At 56.6% G+C, this 25063-nt stretch carries 19 protein-coding genes and 1 pseudogene; 11 read left to right on the forward strand and 9 right to left on the reverse strand.

Going from position 1 to position 25063, the window contains the following annotated elements:
* Window positions 1-74 precede the first annotated feature (74 nt).
* From OZX74_RS07830 to OZX74_RS07840, 3 genes are all read right to left on the reverse strand, one after another.
* Window positions 75-1769 carry an oleate hydratase gene (locus OZX74_RS07830; protein ID WP_277156365.1) on the reverse strand — a complete coding sequence of 565 codons (1695 nt, stop codon included), beginning with the start codon at window positions 1767-1769 and terminating at the stop codon, window positions 75-77.
* Between the two features lie 2 nt (window positions 1770-1771).
* On the reverse strand, window positions 1772-1921 hold the full coding sequence (locus OZX74_RS07835; RefSeq protein ID WP_277156366.1) for a hypothetical protein: 150 nt from the start codon (window positions 1919-1921) through the stop codon (window positions 1772-1774).
* Between the two features lie 347 nt (window positions 1922-2268).
* The gene (locus tag OZX74_RS07840; protein WP_277156367.1) at window positions 2269-2991 is read right to left on the reverse strand and encodes a type 1 glutamine amidotransferase; all 723 of its coding nucleotides are present in this window, start codon (window positions 2989-2991) and stop codon (window positions 2269-2271) included.
* Between the two features lie 101 nt (window positions 2992-3092).
* Here OZX74_RS07840 and cysS point away from each other — a divergent pair, with 101 nt between their 5' ends.
* The 3 genes from cysS to OZX74_RS07855 all read left to right on the forward strand — a co-directional run bounded on the left by cysS (window position 3093) and on the right by OZX74_RS07855 (window position 7400).
* Window positions 3093-4790, forward strand: a complete 1698-nt coding sequence (cysS, locus tag OZX74_RS07845) for a cysteine--tRNA ligase (protein WP_277156368.1) — start codon at window positions 3093-3095, stop codon at window positions 4788-4790.
* The gene (locus tag OZX74_RS07850; RefSeq protein WP_277156369.1) at window positions 4783-4938 is read left to right on the forward strand and encodes a hypothetical protein; all 156 of its coding nucleotides are present in this window, start codon (window positions 4783-4785) and stop codon (window positions 4936-4938) included. The genes cysS and OZX74_RS07850 overlap by 8 nt, the downstream gene beginning before the upstream one ends.
* A gap of 557 nt (window positions 4939-5495) precedes the next feature.
* Window positions 5496-7400, forward strand: coding sequence for a BspA family leucine-rich repeat surface protein (locus tag OZX74_RS07855; RefSeq protein WP_277156370.1), 1905 nt, complete (start codon window positions 5496-5498; stop codon window positions 7398-7400).
* Between the two features lie 267 nt (window positions 7401-7667).
* Here the strand turns inward: OZX74_RS07855 and OZX74_RS07860 are convergent, their stop codons facing one another.
* The gene (locus OZX74_RS07860) at window positions 7668-9860 is read right to left on the reverse strand and encodes a hypothetical protein (protein WP_277156371.1); all 2193 of its coding nucleotides are present in this window, start codon (window positions 9858-9860) and stop codon (window positions 7668-7670) included.
* A 622-nt stretch (window positions 9861-10482) separates the two neighbouring features.
* On the opposite strand from OZX74_RS07860, the gene ffh reads away from it, so the two are divergent.
* From ffh to OZX74_RS07875, 3 genes are all read left to right on the forward strand, one after another.
* Window positions 10483-12144: a signal recognition particle protein gene (gene ffh / locus OZX74_RS07865; protein ID WP_277156372.1), complete on the forward strand. Its 1662-nt coding sequence runs from the start codon at window positions 10483-10485 to the stop codon at window positions 12142-12144.
* A gap of 29 nt (window positions 12145-12173) precedes the next feature.
* Complete coding sequence (locus tag OZX74_RS07870; RefSeq protein ID WP_277156373.1) at window positions 12174-13175, forward strand: endonuclease/exonuclease/phosphatase family protein; 1002 nt, start codon at window positions 12174-12176, stop codon at window positions 13173-13175.
* A gap of 305 nt (window positions 13176-13480) precedes the next feature.
* Window positions 13481-13711, forward strand: a complete 231-nt coding sequence (locus tag OZX74_RS07875) for a DUF1778 domain-containing protein (protein WP_277156374.1) — start codon at window positions 13481-13483, stop codon at window positions 13709-13711.
* A 173-nt stretch (window positions 13712-13884) separates the two neighbouring features.
* Here the strand turns inward: OZX74_RS07875 and OZX74_RS07880 are convergent, their stop codons facing one another.
* Together OZX74_RS07880 and OZX74_RS07885 are read right to left on the reverse strand one after the other, a co-directional pair.
* Entirely contained in the window at window positions 13885-14859 is a 975-nt protein-coding gene (locus OZX74_RS07880; RefSeq protein ID WP_277156375.1) for a PfkB family carbohydrate kinase, read from the reverse strand.
* Window positions 14852-15895, reverse strand: coding sequence for an ADP-ribosylglycohydrolase family protein (locus OZX74_RS07885; protein ID WP_277156376.1), 1044 nt, complete (start codon window positions 15893-15895; stop codon window positions 14852-14854). The genes OZX74_RS07880 and OZX74_RS07885 overlap by 8 nt, the downstream gene beginning before the upstream one ends.
* A gap of 258 nt (window positions 15896-16153) precedes the next feature.
* On the opposite strand from OZX74_RS07885, the gene rpsP reads away from it, so the two are divergent.
* The 5 genes from rpsP to OZX74_RS07910 all read left to right on the forward strand — a co-directional run bounded on the left by rpsP (window position 16154) and on the right by OZX74_RS07910 (window position 19727).
* Complete coding sequence (gene rpsP / locus OZX74_RS07890) at window positions 16154-16636, forward strand: 30S ribosomal protein S16 (RefSeq protein ID WP_277156377.1); 483 nt, start codon at window positions 16154-16156, stop codon at window positions 16634-16636.
* Between the two features lie 2 nt (window positions 16637-16638).
* Window positions 16639-16872, forward strand: a complete 234-nt coding sequence (locus OZX74_RS07895; protein ID WP_277142488.1) for an RNA-binding protein — start codon at window positions 16639-16641, stop codon at window positions 16870-16872.
* Between the two features lie 14 nt (window positions 16873-16886).
* Entirely contained in the window at window positions 16887-17537 is a 651-nt protein-coding gene (rimM, locus tag OZX74_RS07900) for a ribosome maturation factor RimM (RefSeq protein WP_277157471.1), read from the forward strand.
* Window positions 17538-17729: 192 nt separating this feature from the next.
* The gene (trmD, locus tag OZX74_RS07905) at window positions 17730-18674 is read left to right on the forward strand and encodes a tRNA (guanosine(37)-N1)-methyltransferase TrmD (protein WP_277156378.1); all 945 of its coding nucleotides are present in this window, start codon (window positions 17730-17732) and stop codon (window positions 18672-18674) included.
* A 291-nt stretch (window positions 18675-18965) separates the two neighbouring features.
* Window positions 18966-19727, forward strand: a complete 762-nt coding sequence (locus OZX74_RS07910; RefSeq protein WP_277156379.1) for a glucose 1-dehydrogenase — start codon at window positions 18966-18968, stop codon at window positions 19725-19727.
* 116 nt (window positions 19728-19843) lie between these two features.
* On the opposite strand, the gene rsmD is transcribed toward OZX74_RS07910, so the two are convergent.
* From rsmD to OZX74_RS07925, 3 genes and pseudogenes are all read right to left on the reverse strand, one after another.
* On the reverse strand, window positions 19844-20419 hold the full coding sequence (gene rsmD, locus OZX74_RS07915; RefSeq protein WP_277156380.1) for a 16S rRNA (guanine(966)-N(2))-methyltransferase RsmD: 576 nt from the start codon (window positions 20417-20419) through the stop codon (window positions 19844-19846).
* 28 nt (window positions 20420-20447) lie between these two features.
* Window positions 20448-23114: pseudogene (locus OZX74_RS07920) on the reverse strand (ATP-dependent DNA helicase RecG).
* A 298-nt stretch (window positions 23115-23412) separates the two neighbouring features.
* Window positions 23413-24927, reverse strand: coding sequence for an MFS transporter (locus tag OZX74_RS07925; RefSeq protein ID WP_277156381.1), 1515 nt, complete (start codon window positions 24925-24927; stop codon window positions 23413-23415).
* Window positions 24928-25063 lie beyond the last annotated feature (136 nt).

The following is a 25063-nucleotide window of genomic DNA, read 5'->3' on the forward strand; positions in this document are numbered from 1 at the left end:
GCCGGACGTCCGATATAAATCGACCGCCCGGCTCAATCCTGTTCAAGACGGCCTACGCCGTCAACACGCCCAGATCAGCTGAACATCCTTATTGCCGAACGCAGCAACGTCGGTATGTCCTTGTCGTAACGCGGCACCTTGACCAGATGGCTCATCGGAACGCCCGCGAAATGATAGGCGGCGATCTCACCGGAGCGCACTGCGCTCTGTTCGGTGAACACCATCTGGAACGGCTGCTCGACGAACTCGCCGGTGAAAGCCAGATTCGTCGAATGCTCCGGAATGACCAGCGGACGGTCATTCTTTGCACGGTTGTTGAACAGAGCGGAAGCATAAGGCATGTAGACAGGAATGCAGTTGATGACCGAATCCATGATCTCCTGCTCATGCTCCTTGATGTTGATGGGGCCGGGATCGACCATCGACAGCTGGCCGATCAGCTCCTTGAGCATCTCCTCGCCGGTCATTTCGATATACGGCTTCTGCACGAACTCGCCGTAGCGGCGCGGATAGAGGAAGTAACCCCAGATCACGCTTTCGTTGGGCTTCTGCGTCGTGAAATGCGGCTGATGATGAACCACGATCGACATGTTGACATCCGGCTGCCCAAGCGCCGTTACCGGTGCCGTCGACAGGAAGCTGTTGAGGGCGTTGCCCGGAACCTGCGTGGTGATGCGAGTGATCTCGTTGAGCAGGACATGGTCTTTGGTGGTCAAGGTGAACGACGACCATTCGGAGGCATTGCGGTCACCGAAGAACTTGTCCGGGTTGCCGAGGTTGTAGAAACGCTGTGTGGCTTTCTTCCACAGATTCGCGGCAGGGCCATAGTCCATATCTTCGCGAGCGGGAGTGGTGTAATCGCCGATGGTCGTCGAATCGATGTTCGAACCATTGGTGAAAATAACGGCAGTGTCGTCATCCACCTCGACATGATCGACCTTACCGCTATCGATGTCAGTGACTTCCAGGCCGGTGACGGTAATCTCATCGGTCATGCGAGAATCCTTGAACTCCCAGTCCGAGACGATTTTGCCAAGTACGAAATTGACGCCCTGACCCTTCAGGTAGTTCTCCAAAGGAAGCATCAGGCTCTCATACTGGTTGTAGCGAGTGCGGTTGACGCCGACAAGATGCTCGATCTCCGTGAATTCGAAGAGCATCATGTGCATGTACCGACGCAGTTCCTGCACGGAGCTCTCGACACGGAACGCGAACGTGGTCTCCCACATATACCAGAAGTTGGTCGTGAACATGTGCGGATCGTCTTTGAAATAATCGGCAATCGTGACATTGTCGAGTTTTTCCTCGTCCTTTTCGGGCATCAGCACCAGTTTCGTCAGCATCAGCCGATCCAGGTTGTTCATTCCCAGCTTGTGCCCATCGACAATGCCCTCGCCACGACGCAGCAGACGCGCCTTATCGAATGTGGGGTGCTTGCTGTCGAAGTCCTTGGTGTCCTCGGCCGCGTTCATCCCCGGCTCGGTCGCCGAAGGAACTCGGCTCATGACATCCAGCAAATCAACATAGGTGCGATAGTTGAGCATCCTTCCACCACGGGCGAGGAAACCCTGCGTGTTCTCCAGAGGATGCTCCCTGTTCCAATAATCCGCCGCCTGTTCGGTGGCGGCGCTGCCATCATTGGCGCCATGGTCGTCCACGGCATAGAAGGTGATTGCCGACCCGTTCCATTTTCCCTCTTGAATCAGGTAAACGGCGGATGCCATATTCGCCAGACCGGCGCCGATCATTATCGCTTTGTGCTTAATCACAGTCAGTCCCTCCCTTCCGAGCCACGATGCGATTCAAACTGCAGAAAATCCTTGCTGTCATCATGGAAGTAATCGATGTATTTAAGCGTCAGCAATAACGCCGCCGCACTGATTGCAATGAGAAAACAAACTACATGAAACAGTTTTTTCATAGCGATCCCTTTCACGGGATGGTGGATATGTCATTCATACATTATCACATTTAGTTAATTTTAATCAATAATAGATGCAGAAAATCATTATTTGGCAAATACCATATACAAGCTTCATTCAAATGCGCACTACCCAAAATTCTTCAATCAGCCACTTCATTGTGCCAATATAATTGGGATTAACGCCACCACCATCCAGGCAACAAGAAAAGCCAAACGGATTTCGAGCCACGTTAGCCTGACGGCCTCACAGAGTTTCAGCACCGACAAATCACGGGATCAACACATGCCAGCCACAAGTACCGGCCCGTTTACAAACCTCTCCCTATTGCATGCGAAACGATGAATTACTCGCCCATCGCACGGGCACTGGCGGCACAACGCACGGCGAAGGCGGAAAAGACCTGCTCGGCCAAAGGCTGCAACTCGACATCGTAGCGTTTGAAATCCTCACGGATCTTCGAAATCTGGCTTTTCTTCATGCCCTCGATCATGCTCGGCTCGCTAAGCCATTCGTCCAGCAGCGTCGGCGTGACTTCAAGATGGAATTGCAGTCCGAGTGCGCTTTTGTAGCAGAACGCCTGGTTTTCGGTATATTTGGAAGATGCCAGGAGCTGTCCGCCGACGGGTACGGAAACGACATCGTTGTGCCAGTTGAGTACGTTGATCTCATCGGTCCACATGGGGAACCAATCGTTTTTGACGGCCCGTCTGATCGGCGCGAATCCGATTTCCGAACACTTGCCGCTTTGCAGCTTGGCACCGAGCGCTGTGGCGATGATCTGGTGGCCCAGGCAGATGCCCAATACCGGCTTGCCCGCCTTCACGGCCTTGCGTACCAGTTTCGCTTCGGCTTTAAGCCCCGGGTACTCCTTATAATCCTGCGCCCCCATCGGCCCGCCCATGACGACGAGTCCCGCGATCTCCTCGTTTTTGGGCACATCAGGATCGGACTGGCCGGCAATGCTCAATGTCTGACTGGCCATACCGAGGTCGTCGAGATTATCAAGAATCCTTCCCGGCTTTTCACAAGGAACATGTTGCAGAATAAACACTTTCGGCATAGTCATAATTCCATTGTGTCATTTCGTCCTCCCAAATCCGCAACGACTGATTTCGGGCGAACGGGGATTGTATATTTTGTCGGCAAAAGCCAATATTCTTGGTAAGTATGGAAAACGCCACAAAACCGCAGAATTCCAACCTTTTTGATTCTGAGCATCCGAAAGCCCTGTCGCAGGCCGCAGCCGACCTGAAACTGTATAACACGGCCACGCACGAAGTGTCCGCGTTCAGCGCGATTGTGCCCGGCAAGGTTGGCATCTACGTCTGTGGCGCGACGGTGCAAAGTTCGCCGCATATCGGTCACATCCGCGCAGCGGTCGCCTTCGACATCGTACGGCGTTGGCTTCAAAAACTTGGGTTTGAGGTCACATTCATCCGCAACGTCACCGATATCGACGACAAGATTTTGGACAAGGCTGCAGCGGCCGGCCAGCAATGGTGGGCAAGGGCCTATTATTACGAACGCGAATTCACCCGCGCCTACGACACGCTCGGCGTGTTGCCTCCGACTTACGAACCCCGCGCCACCGGCCATATCGGCGATATGGTCGACCTGATCCAACGTCTGATCGACCGCGGCCACGCCTACGTCATCACCGACGAGAGCGGTAAGCCGACCGGCAACGTGTTCTTCGACGTGGCCAGCTGGCCGCATTATGGCGAACTGACCCACCAAAAGCAGAGTGTCGGCGAAACCCACGATGCCGCAAGCGTTGTCAGCGACGACATGGGTCCCAGCGTCGACCGGTCCGGCGACGACAAATACAATCCCGTCGATCCGGCCGATTACGACCCAGCCAAACACGATCCCCGCGATTTTGCGCTGTGGAAAGCTTCAAAGGAAAGCGATCCGGAAACCGCACGCTGGAAGACACCGTTCGGCACCGGCCGCCCCGGCTGGCATATCGAATGCTCGGCGATGAGCCACCGCTACCTCGACGGGATGTTCGACATCCACGGCGGCGGCCTCGACCTGCGCTTCCCCCACCACGAAAACGAGATGGCGCAGACCCGCGCGGCGGGCTACGAATCCGCAAACGTCTGGATGCACTCGGCCTGGGTCACCGCCAAGGGCGAGAAAATGTCGAAGTCACTGGGCAACGGGCTTTCCGTGCCGAGCGTGTTGGCGCACAATTCGGCCTGGGTGGTGCGTTATGCTCTGGGCAACGTACAATACCGTTCGATGCTCGAATGGAGCGACCAGACACTTGCCGAAGCCAATGCCGCATATGAGCGCATCATGAACTTCATCGCTCGTGCCGGCCAAGTACTGGGCCCGAACGAGCAACCGAGCCGCGAGGAAATCGAAGCTGTCAGGGCCGACCAGTTGCCGTCCGATTTCGTGGAGGCGCTGAACGACGACATCAATGTTTCGGGTGCCACCGCTGCGATTTTCACCGCCATCCGTCATGGCAATTCGCTGATTGCCGAACTTGAAGCGGCGCAATCCAACGTCAGCGCCGTTTCTCTGAATGAAACCGATATGGCCGCCCTGACCGACGAGTACCGTAGGGTTCTCGACGAAACCAGCGACAAATATTCGGACGTGCCCGAAGAATACATCCAAAGTGACGCCAAGGCCATGTTCGCCCTCACGCACGGCAACATTCCATCCGAAATCATCGACATGCTTACCTCCCGAGTTGCCTTGCGCGAAACACTGCTTTCGGTGCGGGCCATGCTCGACACCTTGGGCCCTCGACCCGTTGGCGCAACCTTGGAATGCCGGGACTTCCGAGGGCAGCTCAAAGCGCGAAGGCGATATCAGCGCCAACAACGCCGAAGCCGAGCACAAGTTGCTTGACGAGATGATGCAGTACCAACTCGCCGCACGCAACGCCGCACGCAAGTCCAAAAACTTCGAAAAGGCCGACAAAATCCGCAATGCCCTCGCCTCCATGGGAGTGACTATCGAGGACAAGCCGACAGGATCCACTTGGAGTCTGAAATAGCATCCTGTAGAGCTTACGGAATTTCTTGACTGCAACAATCAGTATCCAATAAGCCATATTTTCTCTAGTTTTTACAACAATTTATTATAAAGCGATGAAAAAAATTGCTTTATATTTGCATTCACTGCTTCTTCGTCGTACAATTATTAAAGTTATCAAAAACCGATAATTTTTATGCTGAAAAACCAATATGGAAATTATTTGATGACAAGAAGAAACGAGAAGGCAATTATGCGACGCAAGATCGAAACGATGTTTGCAACGGCACTAGCGGCAGCGACTTTGCTGTCGCCTGCCGTGGCACAGGCGGCACAACCCCCGAAGCAACGCGGCAACCTCAACGAAACACGCCGAGCATCCAGGCGGCAGATTCCTCAAAGTCGACCGACCAGGCTCAACAGAGTCCAGCCTCAGCGGCACCTGCAACAAGCACGATGCCAACATCAAACGCACCGGCATCTACGCCGGCCACGTTGGCACCCACTCCTACGCTATCCACGCCAACGTCAACACCACGGCATGCTCTCCAGACCTCCTCAGCGAAAGCGCCGGGATCGATGTCAAGCGCTCAAGGCGAAGAGCCTTCGACAACACCTCTCACACGAGGAGGAACCTGCAGCGACACCGGCCCCATGACCCACGGCCATTGGACGCTGGCATCAAGCGCCGAATACGGCGGCGACTGCACACTGACCTTCACAGCGGACGATCCGCACCAGGAGAATGATTTCGAAGGTCTGGAAACCATGCCAGGCACCGCGACACCGTTCAGCCACATAAAAACTCTTCACAATTTCGCTTACGCCAAGCACATCGTCTTCAACGGTGTCAACAAAACGCAATTGCCGGAAAATTCCAGATTCATGTTTGGCGACTGGGACCCGACCCTGAATTATACCTATGTGAAGACCTTCAAGGGCAACGGTCTTGTAGACACGAGCCATGTAAAAACCATGGAAGGCATTTTCCAGGGAGACCGCGGGATGACCTCTTTGGATCTAAGCGGCTGGGACACCAGCCATGTCACCAGCATGCGATCCATGTTTGACGGCATTCAGCTAGCCAGCTTGGATATCGCCGACTTCGACACCCACAACGTCACCGATATGAACCACATGTTCTATTCCGCGTGCAACATCAATACCCTGGATCTGAGCAAATGGGATACCACCAAACTCGACTTTACCATCAAGCCCAATGGCACGAGCAATACCGACGATATGTTCTGCAGGGTCAACAGGCTGACCGTCGGTCCCAAGACGAGGTTGTCAAATCGAAGCTTCAGAGGCAACCCCGTGGCATCGGCAATCCATGCAAGGCCATCGACTCCAGGCAGGAGCTACACCGATAAATGGATTAAGGTCTCGCACCTGTCGAACGGCGCAACGGGCGCGACGGAACCGTTAACCAACGCCCAGGCTCAGAGCCAGGACGACTTTACCAGCACTCTGGCAACAGACCCCAACCGAGCCGGCACATACGTCTGGCAGACCGCGCCCTTGCATACGCTCAATCTCGAGTCCAATTTGGCAAGCCTGCCTTCCGGCTACACCGCAGCCGCAACGGCCCGCGGTTACACCGCCGACTCCAGAGGGAACCTGAGCGCTGCCTTCACCGACATGACTGTGGGCGATGTGCCCATGCCGGAATTCGGCACCGCCGGATATGTCACCGATGCTGGCACACCGAGGACAGTGACCACGCTCAATCCCGACGTGGCTCTGCCCGCCAGTAATCCATATACCCTGATCGCACCTTCTTCGACGACCAACACCTACACACTGTCCGGCTGGAGCACCACCCCGACGGGTGCCGTAGACCACAACCTGGGTGGCACAGCAAACGTAGCCGGCGGCGACGTGACCCTCTACGCCGTCTGGCAAGTCCACCACGCCCCGGCACCGAACCCATCGGCGCCTTCAGGAACCTCTCCATCGAGCCCGTCCGCCGCTTCCGGTTCGTCGTCAACTTCATCTGCCAGCGCAGGTACGGGCAGCACCAGCAGCGCGACCGTTCAGCCGGCTATGCAAACCCCGACCCCAGCCGGATTCGTCGCGGCGGCCACAACCCCTACCTTGTCCCCAGCCCCTACAGTCGGGCGGTCGGCACGCCTGCTGTCCGCACCACGAACCGGTGCCACCACGACCAAACCCGCACCTGGCAACGATGCCGGCAATGCAACCGCCCCCAATACTTCCGTCCCATTGCCGCAACGCAGGATCTGTAAAATCGCCTACTACAGCGAAGGCTCCGTGGCACCTGCAGCGGTCGTCTGCAAAAACGAGGACAAGAAAACCACTGTAAGCGCAGTTCCAACCCCCGTCAGCCGCACCGCAGTGGCTCCCGCATGGCCTTTCATGCTCGTGCTCGCCGTTTTGTCCTTCTTCGCCATATTCCTTTATCGGCGCCGCAACGAGTTCATCGCCGCGCATCACCGATCCCTCACCGTGATTGATCGATAGCCCATCGCGACTAAGCAAAAGAAGCTCCGACCAGTTTTGCGGTCGAAGCTTCTTTTTCCTCTTCCTACGAATCGCTAGAAGTGAGACATTACGGCAGCATCCTCTTCTTTGACAGACAGGCTCTTCAACGCGTTCAAGCATCTGAAGGGCAAAAGCAAACTTACCGACAAGGAGAATAACCCCGCCAGAAGTTGTTTCCTTTATCGGTATCAGCTGGCGCTTGCGAGAAGTAGCACTGCTCCCGTAAGTACCAGCCAGTTGCCGCAGTCAGATTTTCATGACGCGACGGCGACACATCACAATACCGGAAACCAACAGCCCTGCCGCAGAAACCATAATCGCAGAAAGCCACTCCCAGCTGTTTCCTCCGGTGATGGGCAAATTCGCTATGGTGACGTTCTTTACCAGATCATTGGTTTTAGTAACCGCCAAAGTATGCCCGGCAGCGCATCCGATGGTTACGGGAATTGTCGGAGAAAACACCGACGGCGTCCAGTGCCAGCCTTGCACAGCCGGCATGGCACCATTGTCTACGATGGACACTGTCGCGCCAACCGGCAAGTAAAGCTCGCCTCCTCCTGCGACTTGCGGGCCATGCGCAACAGAGGTGTCAATCTGCAGGCTACCCGAATTACCGGTGTAGTTCACCGTGTCATCGGTGGACGACGGCTCGGTTCCGCCCTGTGCAACCGAACCGTCGTTCACTGGAAACGCCAAAAAGGAGCCGTCTTTCTGCTTCATGCAGTATTGGTAGGTGCCGTTCGGATAGCTCCAATTCACCGTGTAGGTTTGCCCCACAGGCAACGTAGCCCCGCCTCCCGGGTCATTGATGATCTGCTTGACGTTGAAGGTGCCCATGCTATTGATAGGGAATGCCAACGAGCCGGTGCCGCTCACCGACTTCGCGGCCGTGGCCGTAGCCGTGGCCGTATTGGTGACTTCCCCGTTGCCGACGTCATCGGCTGCAGTGACGGTATGGGTGTTCGAGCACTCTGTGGCATAACCGACCGGCACTGTGGTCGCTCTACAGTTTGCCGAATTGCCCCACCCATCTTTTACGGATAGCCCGGTCATATCATCACTGCCAGGATTGGTGACAATGTATTTGTAAGGTATCTTGTCTCCTATCTTGTAGCGCGCCTTGGCTGGTACATTCTCCATCTCGGATCCATCCTGCATCAAAAGATTGAGATCGCCCAAAGGATTGATGCTGTTGGCCGACACCCCACGGATAAGATGCGCGCCAGGCGTGCCGTTCGAAGACGAGAACCCCATTTTCGCCGATCTCGGTAACGGTGGCACCGGCAAGTGGTTGATGACATGATTCGTCGTATTGTCGCGCGTAACCATCGTCACATCCAACGTCTGCCGTCCGTTGGCGTCAGCCGGCGAAAGAACGATGTCGACCTGCGTACCGACCTCAGCGCTGCTCGTGGGTATGCCAGTGCTTAAAAACGGCGATCTGTCAGGAACTCTTGTTCCGTTGCTTGGTAAAAGATCAGTCTGCGCAAGACGGCAATAGCCGTGCTCCGAGCTGTCGCGGACGCCTACCAGTGGATGGGGAATCGTGCCACGCAGATAAAATGAGCTCAGGCCTCTGGCCGGGTCTCGTTCGATGGAGTTGCGGGCATTGGCATCAGTGACCAGAGGATACCGGCTCGTATTGTTAGTGCTTTGCGGATCACATCTGACAGGTTTGTAGCCTGCCACCGACTTCGTAGGATCCTTCGCGTTATACGCCACGTCATCAGGAATGTCGTATGCGCCGAAATTGCCGAACTGGTCGAACCCGATACCCAATAAGGCATTGGGAATGCCGACATACCCCAGATGGCCGCCGTGCAACCCGGATTGCGTCAAGGTCTGGTCACTCTTTACGAGGAAGAACGAGATGCCGTCAGCGGTGCCGGTCATGTACATCTTGAAAGAGACGTGCAGGCCGTCGTAAATCGGCAAAGTCCTGTCATACAACGCTGAGCCGACGCCCGAGGTCTTCTTGTCATATTTTCTACTGTTCTCGTCGGTCAATTGCAGGAAACCTCTGCCGGCATTGCCCATCAATGCATAAGTGCCGTCAGCTTTGTGGCAGGTTCCCAGCAGTTTCTGATTGATGGTTTTCGTCTTCGATGGATCGTCCTTATCGACAACGGTGATCGGCGTGGTGTTGTCGCCGATATCCTTGCCGTTCGCATCAACCGAAATCTTCTTCTCCGCCTGCTTCTGAGTGGTCGGTGGCGATCCGCCGGTAAGACACGCGTCATCGAAAGCAAACCACCGTTTTTCGTCGAAGGGTTTAGTGCCTTTGAATTCCTCCTCTCCAAGGAAGGTATCGTCCCCACTTCTCGATAATCCTTCGCGTAATATCTGTTCGCGAGATTCCGGCTTTGCATCAGGTTGGCGAGGAGACGTTGTGCCCGATAAGGGGGCGGCCGTCGCAGCCGGCCCATCGTTCTTGGGCATATCAGGTTTTACCGTTGGTTCAGAAGCCTGAGGAGCGGTAGAGCTATTACTTTGAACCGGCAAAGGGGTGTTGGCTGCGTCCTTATCAGTCTCCGAACCATTCGAAGTGGACTGAGTCGTAGCCGCAGGTGTCAATGACACTTCCGCACCATTGGCCACATTTACCGGAAACAGCAATAGAGAGAGTCCTACCAACCAAGCTGTCGCCTGGCAACATCTCCGCATTGCCCGACACATGTTCAACTTTTCCCGTAAGTTCCTCATATCTCTTTCCCCCAAACCGCTACACTGCAAAGACCGACAACTTTGCCCGGTCGTAGGATTACTTTTCAGCATAAGTCGAATGTAAATAAGACATGCCAAATTCAGCTATTTTTTATATTATAACTAAATAATTAGTTTTTTAATTGATTTAATTCTATTATGTTATTTATTTTTTCATGGTAAATCTGCAAATACCTCTACATCAGACCCGCCTAAGGCTCAGCCTCAGACAGAACCAAATCAAGAAAACAGCCGGGCATTCCACAATGCATGGGCTGCAATATCTCCCAGCCATTCAATACGTTCCCAGCTGTTCAGTACGCCATTTTCCCTACGAACCGGTAGAATAGAACGCATTATGGCAGCATTCAGTTCTTTGACAGATAGGCTCTCGGGCGCGTTCAAACACCTGCGGAGCAAAGGCAAACTCACCGAAGCGGATATCGACGGCACCATCCGTGAGATTCGTCGCGCTCTCTTGGACGCCGATGTGGCACTTGACGTGGTGCGAACCTTCACCTCCCACATCCGCGAACGCGCGCTCGGCGAAGAGGTCTCGCAGGCGCTCAACCCGGCACAGCAGGTGGTGAAAATCGTCAACGAAGAGTTGACGCAGATTCTCGGTGCAGGCGTCGACCGCCCACTGAACTTCGCCAAGAACCCACCGACCATCATCATGCTCGCGGGCCTGCAGGGCGCCGGCAAAACCACGCTTGCAGGCAAGCTCGGCTACTGGCTCAAGGACTCGGGCCATACCCCGTTGCTGGTCGCGGCCGATCTGCAGCGTCCGAACGCAGTCACGCAGCTGCAAGTGGTCGGCCAGCGCGCCGACGTACCGGTTTATGCTCCCGAGAAGGGCGTGCAGTCCGACGGCGGCGAGGCCGTCGCCGCTCCCGGCCAGACCTCCGGAGACCCGGTAAATGTGGCCCGCGACTCAATTCAATACGCCAAAGACAAGCTTTACGACACGGTCATCATCGATACCGCAGGCCGTCTGGGCGTTGACGAGGAGCTGATGAAGCAGGCCCGCGACATCCGCGACGCCGTCAATCCCAACGAAATCCTCTTCGTCATCGACGCGATGATCGGCCAGGATGCGGTGCAGACCGCCGAGGCGTTCAACAAGGGCGTGGATTTCACGGGCGTGGTACTTTCCAAGCTCGATGGCGACGCACGAGGTGGCGCGGCACTTTCCGTCGCGAGCGTGACCGGCAAGCCGATCCTCTTCGTCTCCAACGGCGAAGGGCTCAAGGATTTCGAGGTCTTCCATCCCGACCGCATGGCCTCCCGCATCCTCGATATGGGCGATATCCTCACCCTCATAGAGCAGGCGCAGAAGGAGTTCGATGAGCAGGAAGCCATGGAATCCGCCAAGAAGATGGCGCAAGGCACCTATGGCCTGGATGATTTCATGGAACAACTCGAACAGGTGCGCAAGCTCGGTTCGATGAAAAGCCTGCTGGGGATGATTCCCGGCATGGCCGCACACCGCAAGGAACTCGAGGCCCTTGACGAACACGAAATCGATCGCACCGAAGCCATCATCCACTCGATGACCCCGGAAGAACGGCGCGACCCCTCCATCATCGACGGTTCCCGCCGTGCCCGCATCGCCTACGGCTCAGGCAACACGGTCTCCTCAGTCAACGGCCTGCTGCAACGCTTCGAACAGGCGGCCAAGATGATGAAGCGCATGACCAACAAGGTCGGCGGCGGCATCCCCGGCTTCGGCGGCCCCGCGATGGGCGGCGGTTACGGCGGCAAGAAGGGTAAGAAAGGCAAGAAGAAGGGCAAGTCCAAGTCTGGCAACCCGATGAAGCGCGAAGCCGAGGAAAAGGCGTTGCGTCAGAAGCTTGCCGGCAAGAAGCACTCCGGCGGTTCCGCTTTTGCCAAGAAACCGCAGAACCCCGCCCTTCCGGCAGGTTTGCAGGAAGCCATAAATGCCGCCGGCACCGACGAGAACGGCACCCCGAACCTTCCGCCGAACTTCGGCGGAGGCCTTGCCGGACTGCTCGGCTGAACCAGGCTTAAGAGCCAAGAAAGCAATCCATGGCAATCACGCTTTCGATATTGCTGGGTCTCGTCGCCCTATGGTGGGCGTTGCGTTTCCTGCCGGCGGGTGCTGACGGGCATGGCCCGATACCTTATCTCATCGCGTTCGTCCGATTTTTGTGGATGCCGTCAATGGTCATTGCGGCGGCGGCGCTTGTTTCCCGGCATTGGGTAATCGTCGTCTTCGCAACGATATTGACCCTACTCACCGGGGTATTCGCGTCACCTTGGTACAGAAGACACCATACTTCAGGCGAACCGAGCCGGCAAACAGCCGACAGGCAGAAAGCCCAAAATACCAATAATTCCTATACTGCAATGACGCTGAATTGCCGTTATGGTCTGGCCGATCCACAGGCCATCGTCGACGCCGTACGTGGCAATAGCGTATCCATATTGGCCTTGCAGGAACTCACGCAAAATCTCGTCTCCGCGCTCGACCAAGCGGGCATCACCAAGCTGCTCCCCTACCGCCAGCTCGGCAAGGCGCAGGAGAACGACAACGGCGGATTCAACGGCATCTTTTCGGCAATCCGGCCAGACGTGCACACCGAACGCACCATCGACGTCGCCGCAGCGGACGTGCCATATTGCGAAATCAACGGTGTGGCCGTATACAGCGCACATCCCAAATCCCCCATGCGCGGATGCAGGGAATGGTCCCACGGCATCATCAGCCTGGCGACCCTCGGCGGTCATGCTCCCGGCAATTCCGTACCGGCAGTAGAGACATTCCCGTCCGAAGCCATCATCATGGGCGACCTCAACTCCAATCTCGATCACCCCAGTTTCCGAAAACTGCTCGACGCAGGATTCGCAGATGCAGGGCTTGACACCTCGCACGCCGCTGCGGCAAGTTTCCCGCAGTGGCTCGTTTGGCCGCGTCTGGAACTCGACCATATCCTCGTGACCTCGGGTATCGCCGCCTCCAACGTACGCACCCTCGCCATCCCTGGCAGCGACCATCTCGCGTTGCTCGCCCAGTTGCGTCATCGGTGATTCTCGGCTCTGTCATATCCCGGCCAGTGTTGGTTGGCTCACAGCGAAATACAAAAATCGGCCAAGAACCATTTCGGTAATTTTCAAGCCATGAATTCCTTGTCCGAACCAAGCGATTCATGGCTTTTCCCTGCTTCACCGACACGCTCCGACACCCGCTTGAAACGCCTGAAACCAGACATAACGTATCTGCCTATTGACTTTCTGCAAGAGTGTCCATATGCTGTCCATTTGGTTGCTATGTAGTCGACTTGAACCGATACTAAAAGTATGAATTCAATGTCGAATGCAAAGAAGGATATATTATGAACGACACACAAAATGCAGACATTCAATTCAATATCACCCTCAGCAAAGACCAGCTCGCACTTATGAAACGAGCTGCAGCACTTGAGGAAAGGCCGGTTCAAGATTGGGCGGCCGAAAAGCTGATCGAAGCCGCGGGCGAAGGCGTGGAGCAGGAGGTGACGCTTCAGGAGGTCAACGAGGAATTCGACAAGATTCTCGCAACCTTCGACGCACCGGCAAGCGTCTGATATCGACGATTCCCTTAACTGGCTGATTTGCTTCGGTTGAATCAACCATTACCTTGCTTGAATGAAGGGTGACATCTTCCTTTTCGGATAGATGCCACCCTTTCGTATTTTTCCTGAGATTCCATACGCGAATCATTGCCGCGACTATACGGCCGCTTCAAATGAAAACCCGATCATAATAGCCGACTTATCGCCGATTCAATATCGGAACGGGGCGGGCATGTGGCCGGGCCCGAATGGCACGTCGACAACCCGGCAGCACAGTTGGCCAGCTCCAACGCATGAATAATGTCATTCGACTCGAGCAAAGCCGCACACAACACGCCCGCATGCGTATCTCCCGCCCCGTTCGTGTCCACAGCGGCGACTTCAAGGGCCGGGATATGCGTTACAGACTGTTCGTTGCCCTTCCTGTCTTGGCGCCCGTCACCATACCAAGCGCCCAAAGCGCCGACACGCACGATCACCGGATCGCCGAAATACCTTGCAAGCAGGCGGCATTGCTCCGCGTAATCCTCAGGTCCGGCGTCAAGCGCGAAACGCGAGCAAAGAATGGCGGTCTCGCGCTCGTTCATCGTCCATATCGGGTGCAGCGTCCGCAGGCTTTTGAGGCTTTCATCACCGATGTCGGCAATCATGGGGCTGGTGTCAACAACGACGTGGCCCTTGTTCCAGCCGGCATTTTTCGCGGCGAATCGGCGTATCGCCTCCGCATTCTTCTGGTGCGAAAACGAATAGCCGCAGATATAGACCACATCGCCGTCGACAAGCTCGATATTCTCGTAGGAATCCTCCGGCACTTGCGTTTCCGCGCCTCTGGTCGAGACGAACGTGCGCTCGCCGTCCGGTTCCGTCATCGCAATGCTGTAACCGGTATCGAGGTCAGGCAGGACGGCCCCTTCCATGGCGACGCCGATCGAGGACAAAGCCTTGCGGGCCACGTCGGCCATCGGGCCGGTGCCAATGGCACCCCGATATGTTGCGCGCGCCCCCATCTGACGCGCGGCGTAGAGGACGTTGAAACCGCCTCCGGCACTCATCGCCTGATTGCTGGCGAAGATATCCCCTCCACGATCGGGCAGGTGGTCGATCGAGAGCGTCAGATCAACACATACCTGAGCCAGATGAATCAATTCAGGTTCACGCATCGGCGGCTTCGCCCTCTTTCGCTTCCCTCTCGCGGATTTCGAGCAACGGTTCCACCGATTGCGAAAGGTTGAGATGAGAGACAACGGCGACCTTTGAGGTCAGTGCACCCGGAAACGCGTCCGCACCCGACGCCGCCCCCAACATCGCCCCACAAATCGCACCGATCGTATCGGTATCGCCACCGATATTGGCCGAGGCCAGCAACGCCTTCAACGGTTCATCGGCATATCGGTACGCCAATGCGAACGCCACGGGAACCGACTCGTTGGATTCGACCGAGGTGCCGAACGCCCGCCGCAACCGCTCGATGAACTCATTCTCATCGGCAGTGTCCTGCGCGGCTTTGACGGCCAAACCGACACGTGCGACGACGCTCGCCTTGGGGCTCCAGGAAGCCCTCTTATACGAAGTGTTTTCAGCCAGTTCCAGAGCCTGTTGCAGGGACGGACGCAGAGATTGCCCCGCAACGCCGAAGCTGACGGCGGCGGCAACCAGCAATGCGCTTTGAAAACCCGGAACGGTGTTATGGGTCACACGGCAGGATTCATAGACGTAATCGGCGAACGAAGCTTGAGACGCATCATGGGCGATGCCGACAGATGCCACGCGCATCGCCGATCCGTTCGTCGTTCCCGTACGCCCGGTCTTGGTGATATCGGCACCATTCCTGACCTGCTGAAGCGCAAGCTTGGTGGAAGGCCCGAGCAGATCGAGGGAACCGCGACGTTTCATATCGTCCTCCCAAGCCAACAGCTCAGAGGCCAGACGCCTTGGATCGATATGCCCGTCACCTTCATCGATGAGGCGAGCGACCAGCAGAGCCTGCTCGGTATCGTCGGTCACCGAGCCTGCGGGCATACCGGGCGCAATCGGCTGGTCGGCTGCCGCATCCACCAGTCCCGTCACTTTTCCGTAAGTCGACTCAATCCGCTCCTTGCTCATGCTCTGGGTCGGCATGCCGAGCGCGTCGCCCAAGGAAAGCCCTCGCAACGCACCCAGTGCATGATCTCGCCAGATATCCGAACCGATTTCCATGGCATCCTCTCCGATTTTCCTATAAGCGACACTATATTGAGTCGCATTGATTATATGCCGTCTTCTCTCAAGCCAAAGATCTCGTCCTCATCAAGGCAAGCACCGATCGTCTATCCAGCCGGCGAGCTATAGTTGATAAGTTATTCACGGGTGCGGGGCCCTCTCATTCCCGCAGGCCGTGAGGGACAACGCGGATTCGAGCAAGTATGCCCCACATACGGGCAAGAAACCGCAATGATACCTACAAGGAGAGCCACAATGGCTACCAAGATTCGTCTGAAGCGCATGGGTAAGAAGTTCCATGCCGTCTACCGCATCGTCATCATGGATTCGCGCAAAAAGCGCGATGGCAAGTCGATCGAGGAGATTGGACAGTACGATCCGAACCAGCAGCCTTCGCTGATCAAGATCGATTCCGAGCGCGCTCAGTATTGGCTCGGCGTCGGCGCACAGCCGAGCGAACCGGTGCTGAACCTCTTGAAGATCACCGGCGACTGGCAGAAGTTCAAGGGTCTGCCTGGTGCTGAAGGCACGCTGAAGACCGCCGAAGCCGGCCCGGATGCCGCCGCTCGCGTCGAGGCCGCTGAGGCCGACGCTCAGAAGCGCAAGGCCAAGCAGTCCGAAGCCAAGGCGAAGGCCGAGGCCGAGAAGGCAGCGGAAGCCGCCAAGGCCGACGAAGCAAAGGCTGACGAAGCCGGCGCTGAAGAAGCCAAGGCCGAAGAGACCGAGAAGGCTGAGTAATCATGCTCGCGCAAGCTGTGGAACACCTCATTTCCAATATCGTCGACTTCCCCGATGATGTGTCGGTGAAGTCCCACGAGAACGCCCGCGGCGAATTGTTGCGGGTGCGTGTGAACCCTGAAGACATCGGGCGCGTGATCGGCCGCTCCGGCCGCACCGCCAATGCCATCCGTACCGTGGTGCAGGCCTTGTCCGACCACAAGGTGCGCGTCGACATCATGGATGTTCGCAAGTGAATCGCGACGAAACCATTTCGCAGCAGGCAGACCCTCAGCAGCGTGAACTGTTGAGGGTCTGCCGTATCGGCCGTGCCCAAGGGCTCAAAGGCGAAGTCAATGTCCGCGCATTCACCGACGAACCGGAACGCCGGTTTGCCACCGGTTCGGTGCTGTATACCAAAGATGGCGAGCACACCTACTCCATCGCGCATTCCCGCACGTTCAAGGATCGTTGGATTCTTCATCTCGAGGGTATCGATGATCGTGACGCCTCCGAGACCTTGAACGGCCTGGAACTCTATGTCGAAGCCGACGACCCCGAAGAAATGGCCGAAGAGGATGCTTGGTATCCCAAGGATCTTATCGGACTCGAGGCACGCGTCACGGACAATCCGACCAACGGAATCAGTGCGGCAAAGGCCGGACAGATTATCGGCAAGGTCGTGGACGTCATCGATGGCCCTGCGCAATCGCTGCTGAAAATACGCTTGACGAACCCCGTCATCGAGCAGAAAGACGGAAACTTTATTCCGGCGCCTTCTGACGGAAACAACGAGAACAACGACGCTAAAATCATCAAAACAGCGTTAGTTCCATTCGTTGATGAATTGGTACCCGACATCGACCTGGATGAGCAGTACCTCACGCTCGACCCTCCGGTTGGTCTGATTCCCGGTTTGTAAATCTATCTCGCCAAACTTCGTATAAAGTGTAGATATCAGAGACAATTCATCTGACACCTACACTTTTTTGTTCGGTGATATTCTGATTACCGAACCAGCTTTATACCTTGGAGACCGTTTATTGGGCACGCTTCTCACCCAATTGGGAGTCTCACCTATCCAGATGGGTGGGGTCACGATATGGTTGAAGACATGAAAATCGATATCGTGTCCGTGTTTCCCGAATATTTCGAAGCCCTCAACGTCGGCCTGTTTGGCAAAGCCATCGAGCGCGGACTACTTGACGTGAAGACGCACGATCTGCGCGACTGGACCCACGATGTGCACCATTCCGTCGATGACACCCCGGTCGGCGGCGGCGCCGGCATGGTGATGAAGCCAGAGGTCTGGGCCGAATGCCTGGATGATCTGCTTGGGATGGAACCCCTCGAAATTAATGACGACGACAATACCCAAGAATCTTTGGCAAGTATCAACGACTCTCAATTATCTTTCCAAACACACGATGGCACTTCCGACGACGCACAGAACGATTCGGATGACAAAACGACCACTTCCATGGCAACTGGCCAAACCACTGCCAAGCCTGTTCTTATTTTCCCGAATCCCTCGGCGCCGCTGTTCACACAGCGCGACGCGACCGAGCTTTCGCGGGCCGGGCACCTGCTCTTCGGTTGCGGACGCTACGAAGGTTATGACGCACGAATCCCCCGCTATTACCGAGCCCAGGGCATTGACGTACGAGAGTATTCCATCGGCGATTACGTCCTGAATGGAGGGGAAGTGGCCGTCTCGGTGATGCTTGAAGCCATCACCCGCCTGATGCCCGGCTTCATGGGCAACCCCGACTCCATAGTGGAAGAATCCTACACCGGGCAGAACGCGCTGCTGGAGCACTACCAGTACACCAAACCGGCTGTCTGGCGCGGCATGGGAGTGCCCGAGGTGCTGACCAGCGGCGATCACGGCAAGGTCGACCGATTCCGCCGCGACGAGGCCATCGCCCACACCGACCAACTGCGCCCCGACCTCATCGAGCAGCTCGACTGCAAAGCCCTAGACAAAGCCGACCGCAAGACGCTGATGGCACTGGGCTGGGAAGTCTCCGGCAGTCATCCGCGCAAGTTGCATGCATAGACTTCGAAACAAAGCGCTTTCTTCTACACCATTACCTAGCAACCCCAATTAGTCATGCTTTGCCTTTACACAAACGGCCCTTACACTTTTTCAATAATCGAAAAGAATGATTTCCATTACATCCAATAAGAAAATGTTATTTATAAATAACATAGCCCTCGATTTACCCCTCAATGTTATTTATAAACAACATCATTACCCTCGGCCGTTTTGTACGAGACACCCCTCGCAAAAGAGATCGATTCACACCTATTATGGAACAGACATATCCATAAAGCTAAGGAGCTGATCATGGGCAGAGTTTCCGGGAAAATAGCCATCGTCACGGGAGCGGCCGGCGGCATGGGGGCTGCCGACGCCAAACGTCTGGTTGAAGAGGGCGCGCAGGTCGTGCTCACCGACATGAACGAGGCTGGGCAACATGTGGCGGACGAGCTGGGTGAAAACGCCCGGTTTATGCGCCAGGACGTCACGAAACCGGAGGATTGGCAGAAGGTCGTGGACTATGCCGAAACCGAATTTGGCCATGTGAACGTGCTGGTCAACAACGCGGGCATCGCCATTCCCGGCGGCAAGACGCTGAGCCTCGAAAACACCGACTTCGAGGGATACAAGAAAATCGTGGAGGTTAACCAATTCGGCACGTTCCTTGGCATGAAGGCCGTGGAACCGTCGATGCGCAAGGCGGATATCGGCTCAATCATCAATATCTCTTCGGTCGGAGGGCTGCGGGGAATGTGGGGACATTACGCCTACAATTCTTCGAAATTCGCGGTACGCGGGCTTACCAAAGCCGCCGCAGTCGAACTCGGAGACTACAACATCCGCGCCAACTCGGTGCATCCCGGCATGATCGAAACGGACATGATCAAGCAGTCCATTGCACAGAATCCGGATATCTGGAACCCGCAGATCAAGGGCATTCCGCTCAAACGAATCGGCAAGCCTGAGGAAGTGGCGAATCTGGTGCTCTTCCTCGCCTCCGACGAATCGAGTTATTGCACCGGCGCCGAGTTCGTTATCGACGGCGGCAAGACCTCGCAGGATAAGTAACTTTTCAGAAACCTCCGGTGATGTTTCCGCTGACTTACAAGTGACGTTCTCAACGACTTCCCGGAGGACTTTTTACGGATTTCCCGTACTCAGCCGACAAAATCAAGCATAATCGACTATTCGTGGTCGATGTAATAGACCTCGGTTTCGCCGTAGTGACGTTGGTCGCTGACCTGCCAGTTTTCGGGCATCGTCAGCGGGTCGGAACGGGTTGAACGCTCGAAAATTATTACTGTTTGCCTGTCGGCAGCAGGGGACGCGACCAAGTCGGCGATGAGCTGGTTGCACTCCTCCGTGGTGAGCGCGTAAGGCGGATCGGCAAAAATCACGTCGAAAACGGGGCCGTCATAACCGGAGGCAATACGTTCGGCGCGTTTGCGCATCACACGGGCCTTCATCGTACGGGCATCCCACGAACGGTTGCGTTTCAGACCAACCAGTTCCTTGTCAATCAGAGCGGAAGCCGGACCAGCCGATTCGACGGCGACCAGCTCATCGGCGCCGCGCGACAACGCCTCGATGCCCAGCGCACCGGTTCCCGCGAACAGATCGAGCACGCGGGCCTCATCCAACATGCCCCATGCCTCAAGCTTGGAAAAAATGGCCTCTTTGGTCCGGTCCGTCGTCGGTCTGGTGCCCGGCTTGGCCTTCGCTAGCTCGAATCCCTTGAATCGTCCCGCAATCACACGCATAATTACACCTTATAGCTGTATAAAGAACTCAGTTGCTCAGAATTTCGGACTCGCCACCACGCGTGAAGTCGAGGACGGCACCGGCAAGTTGAGGTTGGTCGCCCAGCGTCGGGTCACGCTTGAGCAGCACTTCGGCAGCCTCACGGGCATCGGCGATGATCTTGGCGTCTTTGACCACGCGCAGGAGCTTCAGGCCGGACTTGCCGCCGGACTGGGCGTCGCCCAATACGTCGCCGGCGCCGCGCAGTTCGAGGTCGGCCTGCGCGATTTCGGCCCCGTCGAGCGAGCCTTCGATGACCTTCAGACGCTGCTCGGCGATACCGCCCGGCTCGGCGCGCGAAACGAGGAACGCCCAGGAATCGGTACCGCCGCGGCCGACACGGCCACGTAGCTGGTGCAGCTGGGAAAGCCCATAACGATCGGCGTCGAATATCGTAATACAACTTGCCTGCGGTACATCGACCCCGACCTCGATAACCGTGGTCGCCACCAAAATCGGCGTCTTGCCAGATTCGAAATCGGCCATCACCGCTCGCTTGGTTTCGTCGTCATCCCGACCGGTCAACGTAGCGAATTCGATACCGGCGAACTGCGGCAACGACGAAAGCCTTTGCGCAATCTCATCGACGGCGTGCAGCGGCGGCTTAGGTTCGCGAGGCGTACCGTCCGCGTTCTCATCGCCGTAATCGTCAATCTCAACGAAATCGTCGTTGTCGTTTTCTTCTCCCGCGCGACCAGACTTTGCTCGCTTCGCAGGACCATCCATCGCTGCCTCGCTCGGCCTCATCGGCATCAATACGCGGGCAGACCACGTACGCCCGCTCCCCCGCATCGATGCGTCGGCGGATGTGGACGAACATCTGCGCCATCATATTGCCGTCGGCTTCGGGCACGATGAACGTACGGATCGGCTTGCGCCCGCCGGGCAATTCGGTGAGCCAGGAAATATCAAGGTCGCCGAACCACGTCATCGCAGCAGTGCGCGGAATCGGAGTCGCGGTCATGACCAGCAAGTGCGGCGTCTTCTCGCCTTTTTCGCGCAGAATCTCGCGCTGTTCGACGCCGAAGCGATGCTGCTCGTCGATGACCACCAGTGCCAGGTTCGGCGCCTGGAACACCTTGGAAAACGCCGCGTGCGTGGCGATGATGATGCCGGGTTCTCCGCTGGCCGCCGTCGCGAGCGCCTTTCGCCGGGCCGCAAGCTTCATGCCGCCGGTCAGCAGCGTCACCGGAATGCTCGAAGACTTGCTTTCGGAAACCTTGCCAACCATACGGCTGATGGTCTCGAAATGCTGCTCGGCCAGCACCTGCGTCGGTGCCACCAAAACGGCCTGATTTCCGGAACCTACGGCCTGCAGCATGGCCGCGAGCGCCACTACCGTCTTGCCGGAGCCGACCTCGCCCTGCAGCAGACGTTGCATCGGATAGCTTTGCCCCATGTCCTCGCAGATAGTATCAATGACGTCCTGTTGGCCTTTGGTCAGCGTAAACGGCAGTGAGACGACAAACGCATCCCGCAACCTGGAATCCTTGCATTCAAAGGTCTTGGCCTTACGCGCGTCCTCCCGTTCCTGCAACACGGAAATCTGCGAAACGAATGCCTCCTCATATCGCAACGTGGCCAAAGCAGCATGAAACGCCTTGGTCGATTGCGGATCATGAATGGCGGCAAAGGCATCTGCACGGTGCATAAGATGCTTGGAATCAATCACCTCTTGTGGCAGCACGTCGTCAATCGCAGCGCGCAAGGCAAGCTCGTCTACTTTATTATCTATGGGATTATTGCCGTCGCCATCGTTTACAGCATTATTGGAAACATAGCTAGCATTATTGTCTTTGCTATCACTTTCCGATAATCCGTCATTTTGCCTATCAGGATCGTTACCGGTGCCGTCATTTTTTTGAGCGCTGCTTCCCCGCTTGCACGCAACGCATCGAGCATCGCGACGATGGATTCGTGGATGTGTTCGGTGGAGATGCGCGAATTGGCGTGGTAGACCGGCCGCGGCCGACAGACATGCTGCAGCGCCTCGTAGGCGGTTGACGCGTCGAATTTCAGGGCATTGAGGGCTTGAGCTTGCTGGGAATGCGAAGCGGGAACACCGGCAGCAGCCGATGCGCCACTTTGCGTTGGAGGCTGTGCATCGGCCCCGTTGGAAATGTCATCAAAAGAAAGTTCGCCGGCACTTGCGGAACCGGACGCTGCGACCGGGTCAACGAAAACGTTCGCGCCTTGCGGCATCACCGTGAGCACTTCGGGGTGGGTGAACTGCAGCTGGCCGTTGAACTCGGTGGGCGTGCCGGCAAGCACGACGTCCGCGCCCGAACGCAGGCGTCCGCCCATCCAGTCCATATATTGCTTTTTGTGCGAGAAAAAGACCAGCCTGCAACTGGAACCGGCCACCTGCCGACTTGCGGCGAACGCACCGTCGTCAACGACGGCCTCAAGGCGAAAACCACGACGGCCGCCCATGGGAATAATCCGAGAAAAGCGCACCACCGCCGCGAACGCCATCGGCATGCCGACCCTCGCTTCGCGGATGGGACGCAGCGGCACCGGCTCGGTGACACGGAACGGATAATAGGTCAGGGCGTCGCCGACGCTCACCACGCCAAGTCCTTTGAGCGCGCTGACCCGCCGTTTGTTGGCGATCAGCGAGGAAATCGGAGTGGTGAGGGTGACGGTATTGCTCATATCTTCATTCTATTGAAGACCGACGAACGGCCAGAAAACTTTGACATGCCAAACCTCTATTCACAACACAGAAATATAAAAGTAATACTTTATTTATTGACGAAGCTTTGCTGATTTATCTGCATCGTAAGATGGCCGAAATCACTTTCCGATATGAAAATTCCGCACAAGTTAACAAATACATTTTCTCAAAATGACTGTATTCAGCCAATTTGCAAAACCTATTTGTCAACTTGTGCGGAATTAATCGGATAAAGTCGTTTGGGCAACGACTTCCCAACCAACGTTCACAGACCCATCAGCGCTTGGAGGCGTCATCCGACTTGGTTTGCTTGGCCATGCCGAAGGAGATGACGAACGCGACGATGGCCAGCGCCAGCGCGAAGGCGAAGCCCCAGCGCGAGCCGGTAACGAAGGCCATCGCCTTGCCGCCGGTGTGCGAGGAGGCCTGGCCGGCAGCCAGCAGAATGGTGGCCACGGCGGTGATGACCGCGCCCAAGACCTGCTGCATGGTGTTCAAGATGGTGGAGCCATCGGTCGACAGGTGCTGCGGCAGCGAGGCGAGCGCCGAGGACTGGGCCGGGTTCATCGCCATCGGGACGCCGATCATCAGGATGACATGCGCGAAGATGATGTATGCCACAGGAGCGGTCGGGCCTGCCAGCATCAGCAGGACAACGCCGATCATGGAGAGCACCAGGCCACCACGCACAAGCCACTTCGGGCCGACGATGTCGAAGAGGCGGCCGGAGAGCATGGAGACCAGCGCGTTGACCACACCGCCGGGCAGCATCACCAGGCCAGTCATGGCCACGGCCACGCCCATGCCGTTCTGCAGTTCCTGCGGCATCAGATACATGGTGGCCAAGGTGATGCCGAAGTTCATCATCACGATCAGGGCGCAGGTGGTGAACTGGCGGATGCCGAAGGCACGAAGATTGATGATGGGGTTCGCCATATGCATCTGGCGGTAGCTGTAGAAGGCGACCGCAGCGATGCCGATGACGAGAATCAGGATGACCTGCCAGGTGAAGCCGATATCGCTGATCAGGCTTACGCCGAACACCAGGCCGCCGAAGCCGAGAATCGAGGCGATGCAGGAGATGATGTCGATCTTCGGACGGGTCAGCTTATAGGCGTTGACCATCCAGATGCAGGCGCAGACGAAAGCGACGGCTGCAATCACCGCGAAGAAGAAGAAAATCGCACGCCACGAGAACGCACCGATCAACGCACCGGAAAGGGTGGGGCCGATGGCCGGGGCGAACATGACCACGAGACCGGCCATGCCCATCGCCGCGCCGATCTTGTTCAGGGGGAAGACCTCAAGGATCACGGAGAACATCATCGGCAGAGCCAAGCCGGTCGAGATGCCTTGAATCATACGACCTGCCAGCAGCACGCCGAACATAGACGTCGGCGCGAGGCCCGAGATCAACGAGCCGATGAAGAACATGGCCAGCGCGAAAAGCAGCAGCGGCTTGGAGGGCACCCACTTCAACAGCAGGCTGGTGAACGGCAGCACGATGCCGATGACGAGCATGTAGCCCACCACCATCCACTGCGCGGTACCCTGGCCGATGCCGAAACTCTTGCTCAGGGCCGGCAATGCGATGTTCATCGCGGTTTCGCTGAGCATGCCCAGAAAAGCCCCGAGATAAAGGCCGAGCATCGTCAGGTTCGGATGCTTGACGTCCACGCGTGCCTTCATCGGCGTGTGAGGTGCCGATACGGATTCATTTTTGACTGCAGATTGTGCCGCTGCATCTTCTGCCGATAGCGTCTCATTTTCAGGCGCAGTTGACCTAGACATGGTAGAACCCATGTTTGTTCTTCTCCATTTCATACCCGCGTCTTATCACCGTTTACGGTTGCACGGGCCATTCGTGTATCACGCCTTGAAGCGCGCTTCCATTTACAAGGGTGACGCAAACCGCGTCCACTTTATA

The organism is Bifidobacterium sp. ESL0798, assembly GCF_029395415.1.
GTDB lineage: Bacteria > Actinomycetota > Actinomycetes > Actinomycetales > Bifidobacteriaceae > Bifidobacterium.